This is a genomic window from Thermoproteus sp. CP80, from assembly GCF_002077075.2.
In the GTDB taxonomy this organism is placed as follows: Archaea; Thermoproteota; Thermoprotei; order Thermoproteales; family Thermoproteaceae; genus Thermoproteus.
Map to the genome: position 1 here is coordinate 1 of NZ_LCWM02000043.1, position 10,429 is coordinate 10,429.

General features: G+C 63.1%; 15 protein-coding genes and 1 pseudogene. 7 read left to right on the forward strand and 9 right to left on the reverse strand.

Annotated elements, in window-relative coordinates:
- Window positions 1–398: hypothetical protein (locus B7L68_RS08750; protein WP_081247106.1), on the forward strand; the 398-nt coding region annotated here is incomplete at its 5' end.
- Between the two features lie 119 nt (window positions 399–517).
- Complete coding sequence (locus tag B7L68_RS07755; RefSeq protein ID WP_143615329.1) at window positions 518–955, forward strand: hypothetical protein; 438 nt, start codon at window positions 518–520, stop codon at window positions 953–955.
- A gap of 223 nt (window positions 956–1,178) precedes the next feature.
- On the opposite strand, the gene B7L68_RS07760 is transcribed toward B7L68_RS07755, so the two are convergent.
- Window positions 1,179–2,540 (reverse strand): digeranylgeranylglycerophospholipid reductase, encoded by a 1,362-nt coding sequence (locus tag B7L68_RS07760; RefSeq protein WP_081247108.1) that lies wholly within the window; start codon window positions 2,538–2,540, stop codon window positions 1,179–1,181.
- A gap of 79 nt (window positions 2,541–2,619) precedes the next feature.
- On the opposite strand from B7L68_RS07760, the gene B7L68_RS07765 reads away from it, so the two are divergent.
- From B7L68_RS07765 to B7L68_RS07775, 3 genes are read left to right on the forward strand one after another with little or no spacing between them, the layout of a single operon-like run.
- Complete coding sequence (locus B7L68_RS07765) at window positions 2,620–3,027, forward strand: Holliday junction resolvase (protein WP_238136384.1); 408 nt, start codon at window positions 2,620–2,622, stop codon at window positions 3,025–3,027.
- Window positions 3,028–3,047: 20 nt separating this feature from the next.
- Window positions 3,048–3,284 (forward strand): hypothetical protein, encoded by a 237-nt coding sequence (locus tag B7L68_RS07770; RefSeq protein ID WP_081247110.1) that lies wholly within the window; start codon window positions 3,048–3,050, stop codon window positions 3,282–3,284.
- A gap of 26 nt (window positions 3,285–3,310) precedes the next feature.
- Window positions 3,311–3,991 carry a metal-dependent hydrolase gene (locus B7L68_RS07775; protein WP_081247111.1) on the forward strand — a complete coding sequence of 227 codons (681 nt, stop codon included), beginning with the start codon at window positions 3,311–3,313 and terminating at the stop codon, window positions 3,989–3,991.
- Between the two features lie 15 nt (window positions 3,992–4,006).
- Here the strand turns inward: B7L68_RS07775 and B7L68_RS07780 are convergent, their stop codons facing one another.
- Both B7L68_RS07780 and B7L68_RS07785 read right to left on the reverse strand, forming a co-directional pair.
- Window positions 4,007–4,498: a hypothetical protein gene (locus B7L68_RS07780; protein WP_081247112.1), complete on the reverse strand. Its 492-nt coding sequence runs from the start codon at window positions 4,496–4,498 to the stop codon at window positions 4,007–4,009.
- Window positions 4,495–5,121, reverse strand: coding sequence for a TATA-box-binding protein (locus B7L68_RS07785; RefSeq protein WP_081247113.1), 627 nt, complete (start codon window positions 5,119–5,121; stop codon window positions 4,495–4,497). Before B7L68_RS07785 ends, B7L68_RS07780 begins: the two co-directional genes overlap by 4 nt.
- A gap of 165 nt (window positions 5,122–5,286) precedes the next feature.
- On the opposite strand from B7L68_RS07785, the gene B7L68_RS07790 reads away from it, so the two are divergent.
- Window positions 5,287–5,622 (forward strand): 30S ribosomal protein S25e, encoded by a 336-nt coding sequence (locus tag B7L68_RS07790; RefSeq protein WP_081247114.1) that lies wholly within the window; start codon window positions 5,287–5,289, stop codon window positions 5,620–5,622.
- Here B7L68_RS07790 and B7L68_RS07795 read toward each other — a convergent pair.
- From B7L68_RS07795 to B7L68_RS07815, 5 genes and pseudogenes are all read right to left on the reverse strand, one after another.
- Window positions 5,619–6,341 (reverse strand): hypothetical protein, encoded by a 723-nt coding sequence (locus B7L68_RS07795; protein ID WP_143615330.1) that lies wholly within the window; start codon window positions 6,339–6,341, stop codon window positions 5,619–5,621. The genes B7L68_RS07790 and B7L68_RS07795 overlap by 4 nt on opposite strands.
- Entirely contained in the window at window positions 6,307–6,546 is a 240-nt protein-coding gene (locus tag B7L68_RS07800; RefSeq protein ID WP_081247116.1) for a FaeA/PapI family transcriptional regulator, read from the reverse strand. The genes B7L68_RS07795 and B7L68_RS07800 overlap by 35 nt, the downstream gene beginning before the upstream one ends.
- A 57-nt stretch (window positions 6,547–6,603) precedes the next feature.
- Window positions 6,604–7,653 carry a hydroxymethylglutaryl-CoA synthase gene (locus tag B7L68_RS07805; RefSeq protein WP_081247117.1) on the reverse strand — a complete coding sequence of 350 codons (1,050 nt, stop codon included), beginning with the start codon at window positions 7,651–7,653 and terminating at the stop codon, window positions 6,604–6,606.
- Window positions 7,650–8,048, reverse strand: a complete 399-nt coding sequence (locus B7L68_RS07810; RefSeq protein WP_081247118.1) for a Zn-ribbon domain-containing OB-fold protein — start codon at window positions 8,046–8,048, stop codon at window positions 7,650–7,652. The genes B7L68_RS07805 and B7L68_RS07810 overlap by 4 nt, the downstream gene beginning before the upstream one ends.
- 32 nt (window positions 8,049–8,080) lie before the next feature.
- A pseudogene (locus B7L68_RS07815) lies at window positions 8,081–8,680 on the reverse strand (thiolase family protein); the annotation flags it as partial.
- Between the two features lie 78 nt (window positions 8,681–8,758).
- Between B7L68_RS07815 and hmgA the strand changes: the two are divergent.
- Window positions 8,759–9,973, forward strand: coding sequence for a hydroxymethylglutaryl-CoA reductase (NADPH) (gene hmgA / locus B7L68_RS07820; RefSeq protein ID WP_193432489.1), 1,215 nt, complete (start codon window positions 8,759–8,761; stop codon window positions 9,971–9,973).
- Here the strand turns inward: hmgA and B7L68_RS07825 are convergent.
- Window positions 9,966–10,376, reverse strand: coding sequence for a hypothetical protein (locus B7L68_RS07825; RefSeq protein WP_081247119.1), 411 nt, complete (start codon window positions 10,374–10,376; stop codon window positions 9,966–9,968). The genes hmgA and B7L68_RS07825 overlap by 8 nt on opposite strands.
- Between the last annotated feature and the right edge of the window lie 53 nt (window positions 10,377–10,429).

Genomic DNA, 10,429 nt, shown 5'->3' on the forward strand with positions numbered 1-10,429 from the left:
TGGCGCAGTACGACGTGGAGAGGCACGTCGTCTATGAGTATAGATACGGCGGCCGCCCCTTGGCGAGGGCCGACTTCTACATCTGGTCGTATGGGCCTATGAGCAACGAGGTGTACGACGCCCTTGAGGCCGAGGATTTCGACTTGGTGCAGGGGGAGTTGGGACTTGAGATACGCTATGCGGGCCCCGCGCCGCAGTTGCCCCGGCCGGTGGCGGCTCGGCTCTCCGACGTGGCGGCGAAGTACGGCGGCTGGAAGCCTTGGCAGCTCGAACGGCATGTGAACCAGTTGCTGGGCTTGGACGTCCCTGAGAAGAAGTCGGACTACATGGGGGTGAGGCTTGTCAACTACCTCTACGCCGAGGGGTACAGCCTCGTGCCGAAGGAGCTGCATGGGTGAGTTGCTGCAGTCTCTGAATTTTCGGCGGCTTTGAAATAAGACGGGTGTTTACCGGCGTCCCGCATGAGCTGTACAGCAGGGTGCTACAGGAGGCATGTGTCGATTGGCGGAAGGCTTTGATGCAGGCGTACGGGGGGTTGGCTGATGCGCCGCTGAACCCGCTGGGAAACGCCATAGTTGCCTGCTACGCCTTGGAGAGGTGCTACGACGTCGTCCTCGAACCTGCGGTTGCGGTGCTCGACAGGAGGTTTAACCTCGACGTTGCCCTTAAGATGGGCGACGAAATGTTGATGATTCTGGAGGTCAAGCTACACAGAAGGAACACGCGCATTCCGGAGACCCAGGTGGACGAGATATATGCCCTCGGCTATCACGTCCCTCTACTTAGGAGGGGGATCCGCGTGGGCGCTATGCATCTCTATACCTCGGGCCAGCCGCCTGAGCCGGCGAATAGGTGGACGGTTGTCGCCTATCTGCCGCCGCAGCAACAACAGGTCTCTGTGCATGTGGATGGTGCCATAAATCGGCTCCTCGCAAGGCTTAGGGTGCGGCGTTGATCGGCAACTCTGTAGGAGGCTGGCGGGCTTCCGCTAATCGCTAATGTTAGCGTTGCTGAGGACTGCCTTATTGCGGCTTTCCTGTATCCTGTACCATGTGAACCGCGAACGGCTCTCGTTGGAGCGAGGCTGGGGGCGCGTCACGCGGCCGCGGGCTCTGGGTTCCTGCGCTGCGGGGCTCCGCGGGCCGTTGGGGGCGACTGCCCTTCGGCGCCTCGGCGTGCTACGCCGGCATTGGGCCGAGCCCTATCTTCCTCCTGTATTCGCCGTACGTCTCCATGACTTTTTCGTGCCATCTGTCTAGGCCTTCGGGGTTTTTGGGGTAGTCCAGGTACATGTCCCCTATCTTCTTGGCGTACTGCATGGCGTTGTACAGCTTCATCAGGAGGCCCGGCCTGGCGGCGAACTGGAGCGCTATCCTCATCTTGTCGACGACGGAGAGCGTGACTCCGCGGGACGATATGTCGAGGACGTCCTCCTCGGTGAGGAGCTTCCTGGAGAGGCCGAAGTTGAGGTCGTCGTTGTCCAGGGTCTGCAGCATGAGCCTTATGACGTCGAGCTGGGCCTGCCGGTGGCCCCATTCCTGCATGTAGTCCAGGTTGTAGCTCCACAGCGTCTGGGCGTCGTATCTGCCCTGCGCGAAGGCCTTCTCTATGGCCTTGGCCGCGAGCTCCCCGGTCAGCAGAGCCTGCCCTATGCCGCCTCCGTGCAGCGGGTTGACCGCGGCGGCCGCGTCGCCTGCCGCCACTATCCCGTTGCCTACCAGCGACTTGAGGGGGCGTCTGGTGGGTATGAAGCCGCCGCCCATGTGCACCTTCTCCCTTATCCTGTAGCGGGGCTCCAGGTACTTCTTGTAGTTGGCGTTGGGGTTTATCTTCAGCACGCCCCATATGCCGAGCCCCACGTTGACGAAGTTGGAGGAGTAGGGGAAGTCCCACCAGTAGCCTCCGGGGGATATGGTCTGGTCCAGGTATATCTTTATGTAGTTGGGGTTCTCCACGGCGCCGTCTATGTAGAAGACCTCCCTGTAGGCGTGCGAGACGTCCTCGGGGTGCAGCCTCTCGGATATGGGCCAGGTGTCGGGGAGCTTCGTCCTGACGACGCCCACCGATCCGGACGCGTCCACCACGACCTTCGCCCTGAACTCCCTGTACGTCCCCTGCCTGTTGTCGGTGGCCTTGACCCCGACCACGTGGCCGTTCTCGAGTATCGGCGCGGTCGCGGTGTGGCCCTCGAAGAACGCCGCGCCTGCGTCGACCGCCTCCCTGACCAGCCACTTGCCCCAGTTGAATCTGTCCAGCATGTAGCCCTCCCCGGCGATCACGTACTTGGTCCTGAGGTCGGGGCTGTAGAGCTCGACGCCCTTTATCTCGTTGACCAATATCCTGGGGTTCGGCGTGAGGAACCTCGACATCCTGTCCACGTGGTGTTTGCCCAGGGCGTCTCCGCAGGTCTTGACGCCGACCTTGTCGCCGCTTTTGGAGTCCATGAGGGCGACCTTGAAGCCCCTCTTGGCCAGGTTGTAGGCGGCGTAGGCCCCCGCCGTGCCCGCTCCGACGACCACCACGTCGAAAGACTGGGACATGGCCCCATCTCCCGTTCCCTATTTAAAGCCTTTTTCGTATCACGGGGCCACTGATTTTAATCCGTGCGTAGCGTCGGCCGTGACGAGCCCGAAGGCCAAGGGGGCCTCCAAGGAGAGGTCCGTAGCCAACCTCCTGTGGGATAGGGGGTGCGCCGTCCTGCGGGGGTGCTCCTCGGGGGGCGGCGTCAGGAAGCGCTTCGTCCCGGACGTTGTGGCCGTCTGCAGGGGCCAGGTCCTGGTGTTGGAGCTGAAGTACAGGGCGAGGAGGGCCGCCATAAGGGTCGAGGGGGAGAGGGTGGAGGGGCTTCTGGAGTTCGCCTCGCGTGCGGGGGGCAGGGCGTACGTCCTGGCCAAGTTCGGCAGGGGGCCGTGGAAGGTCTTCGAGGTTGGCGGGCCCGGCGCCATCTCGATAAACGGCGATATGTACGACAGGGCGCCTGAGCTCGACCACCTCCTCGCCTCCATCTTCAACAAGCAACTGATATAAGGACCCGCTTGGGGTCCGGCGTGGAGGACGTCAACGCGCTTCTGGAGCTCGCGAAGGCGAAGGCCAGGGAGCCTCTGAAGTACGCCAAGGTCCTCTACGACCCCAGGAGCGGGACGTACCGCCTGAAGCTCGTGCTTCTGAGGCCCATGCCCTTCTCGGCGCTGAGGGAGATCGCGGCGGCGGCCGAGGCCAGGGGGTACCAGGTCTCCATCTACGCCCCGCACGCCCGGGCCATCCGCCTGGACCTCAGGAAATAGTTATAAAACCGGTTTCGGGGGTCTGCATGCAGGTGAGGTGGTTCGGGCACTCGTTCTTCCTGGTGGAGGCGGGCTCCCTCAAGATATTGGTGGATCCGTGGGCGACCCACCCGCTGTCCCCGACGACCGTGGAGGAGGTGGCGGGGCTTCGGCCCAACTATATACTCGTTACACACGACCATCTGGACCACCTGGGGGAGTCGGTCGAGATATCCAAGAGGACGGGCGCGCCGATAGTGGGCACCTTCGAGCTGTCGCTGGAGGTGGCGGAGAAGGGGGTCCCCGAGGCCCAGACCGTGGGGATGAACATAGGGGGGACCGTCAAGCTGGGGGACGGCGTGGAGGTCTACATGACGCCGGCGCTGCACACGGCGAATAGGGGCGCCCCGACGGGCTTCGTGATATCCACGCCCGAGGGCAGCATCTACCACGCGGGGGATACGGGCGTCTTCGGCGATATGGAGCTGATAGGGAGGATGTTCGACCTCGACCTGGCCCTGCTCCCCATAGGGGGCTTCTACACCATGGGGCCTCGCGAGGCCGCCTGGGCGGTCCAGCTCCTGAGGGCCAAGTCGGTCGTCCCCATGCACTACAACACCTTCCCCGTGATAAAACAGGACCCGGAGGACTTCAAGTCGAGGGTGGAGGCCGTGTCCAGCAGCAAGGTGTACGTAATGAGGCCGGGCGAGTCGCTGAGGCTCAAATAGGGCGCGGCTTAAAGCCTAGACGACCTCCAGCTCCCTGTAGGCGTTGCAGAGGAGCAGATCCACAGCCCTGCAGGGAGGGGAGCAGCCGTCGCACTTCAGGCGGCCGCCGAGCGCCTCGGCGATCCAGGCCTGGTCGAAGTTCCGGGCGTAGAGGAACAGGCCTTCGGCGAGGCCGCCGTCTATACGCCTCAGCTGCTCCCGGCTCTCGACCAGGTAGTACCCCCGCGCCGCGGCTCCCGGCCTCAGCAGCGGCCTGATCCGCCGCCCTCTGGCCGCCAGACCGTCGACCAGAATCAATATGTCCGGCCTCACCTCGGCCGCTAGCTTCAGCGCGACCTTGTTCCTGGTCCTCAGGGCCACGGCGATATGGGCCGAGTCGAGCGCCTTCATGAGGCAGGCGATGTCGCCGTCCACGTAGGGGATCACGTTGGGCTTGACCGCCTCGCAGGTGGGGACGAGCAGGGGGAGGCTAGACTCTATTACCTCATCTGCGTATAGGCCTATCACTCCTCCTCCCCCTCTTCGCCCTCCTCGGGCTCCTCGGCCTCCTCGCCGCCGCCCTCCTCGACGTACAGCACCCCTATCTCCTTGAGCTTGTCGTAGAGCTGCTGGACCGCCACCGCGACGTCCCCCTCCGACTTGGCGCCCGTGCAGACTATCTTCCCGGAGCCGAATATCAGGACCACCACCCTGGGGTCGGACATCCTGTAGATGAGGCCTGGGAACTGCTCCGGCTCGTACATGGTGTTTTCGAGGAGCAGGGCCGCCTGTTCTAGGTCGACCTCGGCGTTGAGGCTGCCGGAGGCCACTATGTTCTGCACCTGGACCTCCGGGTTCAGCGGGACGTTCGCCCCGTGGTCGTTCAGGAGCTTGACCAGGGCGTGTACGGCGTTTTTCAGATCGCCCTCGTTCTTGGCGCCCGTGCAGACCATCTTCCCGGTCCTGAAGATAAGCGCGGAGATCCTCGGCTTGGTGAGCCTGAGGATCAGGCCCGGGAACTGGTCGGGGTTGTACTCGGCGACCGGCAGCTTCTCGGCCAGCTGCTCCAGGTCGAGCTCGACGCCGAGGTTGACGGTGGCCACGATGTTCTCTATCTTGTGGGAGGGGCCGTGCCTTCTAGAAGAAGCCATATCCACTTTTTAAACCATATTTAAATACATGGGCTTTAAAAACTCCGGGGCGGGCGGCCGGCCGCCATCCCCCCTTTCCTCAAGGCGCGTATACGTCTGGACGCCCTCCCGCAGGTGGACGCCGGCCTCCGCGCAAAGCTTATATAGCTCCGCGTGGTGCGGCCCGTGGGCGGCAAGAAAAGACCTACCCTAAGCCAGCTCGCCAAGAAGACCGAGAAGACCCAGCAACAGCAGCAGCAACAAGCCAAGGGCAAGAAGAAGGAGGAGGGCGGCTCCAAGAAGGCGGCCCAGTCCGCCTTCGACAAGCTGCTGGAGGCCATATCTAGGGACGTCCAGTCCATGCCCGTGGTGACCGTGTACGAGGTCGCGAGCAAATACGGCGTCAAGATGACCGTGGCCAAGAGGGCCCTGAGGGCCCTCAGGGACAAGGGCGACTTGGTGCTCGTCGTCAAGGGCCACAGGACTGAGGCATACGCGCTGGCGCGGCGCGCCGCCAGCTAAAGCCTCGTCTCCCTTTTCAGCTCTATCCTCTTCCTGAGGTTGACCACGCCGAGCTCGTGGAGCTCCACCACCCCGAAGGACCTCAGGAGGTTCAGCACCTTCTTCAAGGCGTCGGGCTCGGCCTTGGCCGTCCTCTTCAAGTCGTCGAAGAACCTCAGGAGGCCTACGCTGGGGTAGTTGGAGAGGTAGAGGAGGACCGACTCGAGGATGCGCCTCGCCTCCCGCGCGTCTACGCCCAGGACGTCCGACGCGGCCTCCACCAGGCGGGAGAGGTCGACCTTGGCCTCGGCCGCCTCCTCGGCAACGGCCGTCTCCTCGGCGGGCACGGCCGGGGGCCGGGGCGGGGCCGCCGCCTGCCTGGCCTCGGCTTTTTCCACCCTCTTCTCTTTCTCCTCCCTACTCTCCTGCGCCGCGGCTTGCCTGGCCTTGCTTTCGGCGGCCGCCTCGCCTCTGGGCTTCTGCTCCCTGGGCTTCTCGGCGGGCTTCTGCCTGGGGGCCTCCTGTCCGCCCTTCCCCCCGGCGAGCTCCAGGAGGCTCAGCTGGCCCTTCTTCCCCCTCTTCGCCTCCTGCCTCGCCTGTCCCTGGTAGAGCCTTAGGGTGAGGGGCCCTATGGATATCTCCGGCCCGTCCGCCTCGCAGCCCTGTTTGGCGCAGAGTATCGAGGCGGCGAGGACGCCCAGGAGCTCACTGTTCTTTAAGTCCGCTTTCCTGCTCAACATTGAAGCGCCAGTATGCCACCTTCCCGCGCCGCACCTCCCTTATATAGCCCTCCTTCTCCAGCATCTTCAAGACGTAGAAGATCTGGCTGTGGCTCATGCCGGTGAGCCTCATTATGGCGCTGGTGGTGAGCTCCCCGTGTTTCTTCAGAAGCTCCAATATCTGGTCCTTCCTCTGTAGGACCTTGTCCGTCTGGCGACGGGGCATATAGCAATGGTCCCACGGGTTTTTAATCTTGGGGACTATAAAAAAGGTATTATCCCTCTATTCGAAGAGCTTCACCATCTTTCTATTCTTTAGGTACATGGCGTAGTCGATGTAGATCTTGTCGGCGATCATCTCGTCGACTTTCGGCACGTCGGCCTTCTGCCTCTCCAGGACTGCGTCTGTGACGTTTAGGACGAAGGCGTTGGAGCCGGCGCCGGAGCCGAAGGTGACCAGCAGTATCTTGTCTCCGGGCTTCGCCTGCTCGAGGACTCTGGCGAGGCCCATGAGCGCCGACGCGTTGTAGGTGTTGCCTATATGGGTCACCACGATGCCCGGCTTGACCTTGTCCGGCGGGAAGCCCAGCATCGAGGCCGCGCGCATGGGGAATCTGCCGTTGGGCTGGTGGAATACGGCGTATGCGAAGTCCGACACCTTGTAGCCGTGCCTCTCCATCAGGCCCTTGGCGGCGCCGACGACGTGTCTGAAGTACGCCGGCTCGCCGGTGAACCCCTCGCCGTGCATGGGGTACGGCGATCCCTCTCTGCGCCAGAAGTCGGGCGTGTCGGAGTTGTACGTATATATCGTCTCGAACTCCGCCGCCACGCCGTCCCTCCCTATCACGTACGCCACGCCGCCGCTGCTGGCCGAGTAGTCCAGATGCTCCCCGGGCTCGCCTTGCGACGTGTCGGTGCCGACCGCCAGGCCGTACTCTACCCGCCCCGACTCAACCAGGCCGGCTATGGCCACTATGCCGTCGGAGGCGGCCTTGCAGGCGAACTCCATGTCCACTGCGAAGACGTTGTTGGCGAGGCCGAGGGCGTCTATCAATATGGACGATATGGGCTTCACGGCGTAGGGCTTGGACTCCGTGCCGGAGTAGACGGCCCCTATCCTCTTGGGGTCGACGGCGCCTCTTCTGAGGGCCCTCCTGGCGGCCTCGGTCGCTATGGTGACTGCGTCCTCGTCGTAGCCCTCGACGCTCTTCTCGTACACCAGATATATATCGACTATCCTGGCGGGGTCGTCGCCCCAGGTCGCCGCTATGTCCTCGGTCCTGATCCTGTACTTGGGTATGTAGGCCCCCCAGGAGACTATGCCCGCCTTCATGGCCTCGGCCTGAACTTATAGCCGTACATCACGAGGCCGTATTTGCCGTCGACGACCACCCTCCTGAAGACGACCTCCATCCTCTGCCCGGCCTTCAGCTTCTCGGGAGCGGCGTCCACTATCTGCCCGAGGACCTTCACGGGGCCCAGCTTGACGAGGCCTATCACCAGCGGCTTCTGCTTCATATAGTCGGTGGGCACCGACCTCAACACGGTGAACTCCACCAGCTCCCCCTCGTGGGGCAGTTGGAAGTCCTCGAGCTCGGATGAGCCGCATCTGGGGCATTTGACCACCGGCGGGTAGTAGACCTCCCCGCATTTCCTGCAGCGCCTGGCCGCCAGACGGTAATAGCTAGGTATGTTGCGCCAGTATAGGGGCACCGATTCGTGCTCCATAGGCCCTATCTCATAGCCATTAATATCTTTTGCTATAACCCCAGAACGACAACGGTCGAAGTGGCGTCGACGCCGCCCATGGAGTGGATCACGCCTATCGAGCCGTCGACCCTCTTGAAGGGCCCCCTCCCGACCAGCTGCCAGACGACCTCCACGGCCTGGTAGACGCCGGTGGCGCCCATGACGTTGCCCCTGCTCTTAAGCCCGCCGCTCAGGTTGGCCCTGACCTCGGAGCCTCCCCTAAGCGAGGCGAGGAGCCCGCCGCGGGGGGCAAGGCCCAGGGCCTCCGCCGCGAGGACGCCCAATATGGAGTAGGAGTCGTGGACCTCGGCCGTCGCCACGTCGCGCGGCGTTATGCCGGCCATCCTGTACGCCCTCTCCGCGGCCTCCCTGGCCGAGTAGAGCACGTCGTAGTCCTGCCTGGCGTTGAAGGGCACGGCGTTGGCGGAGCTCCACATGCCTAACACCTTGGCCACGCCCTTCCTGCCGCAGAGGATCGCCGCGGCGGCTCCGTCGGCCATGGGCCCCACGTCGTACAGCCTCAGCGGGTCGCTGACGAGCTCGCTGTCGAGCACGTCCTCGAGCTTCGCCTGCTTCCTTATGTAGGCGTAGGGGTTGGAGGCGCCGTATTTCCGTCTGCACCATCGCCGTGCCGTTGATCCACACGTCTGTCATCGAAAACTTGATAAGGCAATATATTAAAACGTTGAGTGGAGGAAGTGATCGAGGCCCTGGACAGCGGAAGGCTGAAGCTCCACGAGCTGGACAAGGCGCTCGGCGACTCCAACAGGGCGGCGGAGTACAGGAGGAGGTTCCTGGAGAGGAAGCTCGGCGTGAGGCTCGAGGCCATCGGGTCCACCGCCATAGATTTCAACAAGGCCGTGGGCAGGAACATAGAGAACCCCATAGGGGCGGCCCAGATACCCATAGGCGTGGCCGGCCCTCTGCTGGTCGAGGGGAGGTACGCGAGGGGCGCGTTCTACATACCGCTGGCCACCACCGAGGGCGCCCTCGTGGCGTCGGTGAATAGAGGCGCCAAGATAGTCACGGAGTCCGGCGGCGCGCGGGCCGCGGTCGTCAGGGACGGCATGGCCAGAGCGCCCCTCTTCAAGCTGCCTTCGCTGGCCGACGCAGTGGATTTCGTCGAGTGGGTCGGGGCCCACAGGGAGGAGATAAGGAGGGCGGCGGAATCCACCACGAGGCACGGGAGGCTTAAGGACGTCCAGCCCTTTATAGTGGGCAACAACGTGTGGCTGAGGTTCGTCTTCGAGACGGGCGACGCCATGGGGATGAACATGGCGACGATAGCCTCCGAGGCCGCCGCCAGATATATAGAGGAGAACTACCCCAGGGCCGAGCTCGTGGCCTTGAGCGGCAACATGTGCGTGGACAAGAAGCCCAACGCAGTCAACTTCCTCATGGGCAGGGGGAAGACGGTCGTGGCGGAGGCCACGATCAGAGGGGACGTCCTCTCGCGGCTGGGCGTCACGGCTGAGGCGGTCCACGAGGTGAACGTCAGGAAGAACCTCCTGGGGTCGGCTCTGGCCCACTCCTACGGCTTCAACGCCCATTTCGCCAACATAATAACCGCCATATTCATAGCGACCGGGCAGGACGTGGCCCAGGTGGTGGAGTCCAGCATGGGCATCACCTGGACGGAGCCGCGGGACGGAGGGCTCTACATCTCCGTCACCCTCCCCAGCCTGGAGGTGGGGACGGTCGGCGGCGGGACCGGCCTCCCGACGCAGAGGGAGGCCCTGTCGATGCTCGGCGTAGCGGGCCCCGGAGACCCGCCGGGAGCCAACGCCCTCAAGTTCGCCGAGATCGTGGCCGCGGCCGTCCTGGCGGGGGAGCTCAACTTGATACTGGCGCTGGCTAGAAACGAGCTCGCCAGAGCCCACCAGGCGCTGGGCCGGTCTAGGTAATAACTTGAGCTATTTTGTGTGAAAACTGCCTTATTTTCGGAATCACATTCTCTATGTGCCAAAGCGGATTTATGAAGACGATCAGCCAGCCTTTCTTGTTGGGCAACTCGAATATACCAACTTTATAGTTCATATACTTCACCATCACGTACTGGAAGTCGCCGAGGCTCTCGTCCTGGTTCTGCCTGATTATGTTGACCAGCTCGATCAAGTTGGAGACCTGTCTGAGCGTCTTGGCCGTCAAGGTGTTGGGCAGATGGTGTATCACCGGCACGCCTCGCGGGTCCAATATGGTGACCCCCTGTATCACCTCGCCAATAACCTCTGTGAGGAGGATTTTCTTGAGGTCTGTCGACATCGTTGTCTTCGTCTCGTTCTTATGCGGCGAAACGTAAATGACCATTATTCTCTTTTCACGCGGCTCTTTATTAACTTTTCCCTCCGGCGTCCGCGGCC

What these genes read in the sequence shown, in the direction of transcription:
- B7L68_RS07755 (WP_143615329.1), top strand. Translation starts at nt 518, where the DNA reads ATGCAGGCGTACGGGGGGTTGGCTGATGCGCCGCTGAACCCGCTGGGA.
- B7L68_RS07760 (WP_081247108.1), bottom strand. Translation starts at nt 2,540, where the DNA reads ATGTCCCAGTCTTTCGACGTGGTGGTCGTCGGAGCGGGCACGGCGGGG.
- B7L68_RS07775 (WP_081247111.1), top strand. Translation starts at nt 3,311, where the DNA reads ATGCAGGTGAGGTGGTTCGGGCACTCGTTCTTCCTGGTGGAGGCGGGC.
- B7L68_RS07785 (WP_081247113.1), bottom strand. Translation starts at nt 5,121, where the DNA reads ATGGCTTCTTCTAGAAGGCACGGCCCCTCCCACAAGATAGAGAACATC.
- B7L68_RS07795 (WP_143615330.1), bottom strand. Translation starts at nt 6,341, where the DNA reads ATGTTGAGCAGGAAAGCGGACTTAAAGAACAGTGAGCTCCTGGGCGTC.
- B7L68_RS07800 (WP_081247116.1), bottom strand. Translation starts at nt 6,546, where the DNA reads ATGCCCCGTCGCCAGACGGACAAGGTCCTACAGAGGAAGGACCAGATA.
- B7L68_RS07805 (WP_081247117.1), bottom strand. Translation starts at nt 7,653, where the DNA reads ATGAAGGCGGGCATAGTCTCCTGGGGGGCCTACATACCCAAGTACAGG.
- B7L68_RS07810 (WP_081247118.1), bottom strand. Translation starts at nt 8,048, where the DNA reads ATGGAGCACGAATCGGTGCCCCTATACTGGCGCAACATACCTAGCTAT.
- B7L68_RS07825 (WP_081247119.1), bottom strand. Translation starts at nt 10,376, where the DNA reads ATGGTCATTTACGTTTCGCCGCATAAGAACGAGACGAAGACAACGATG.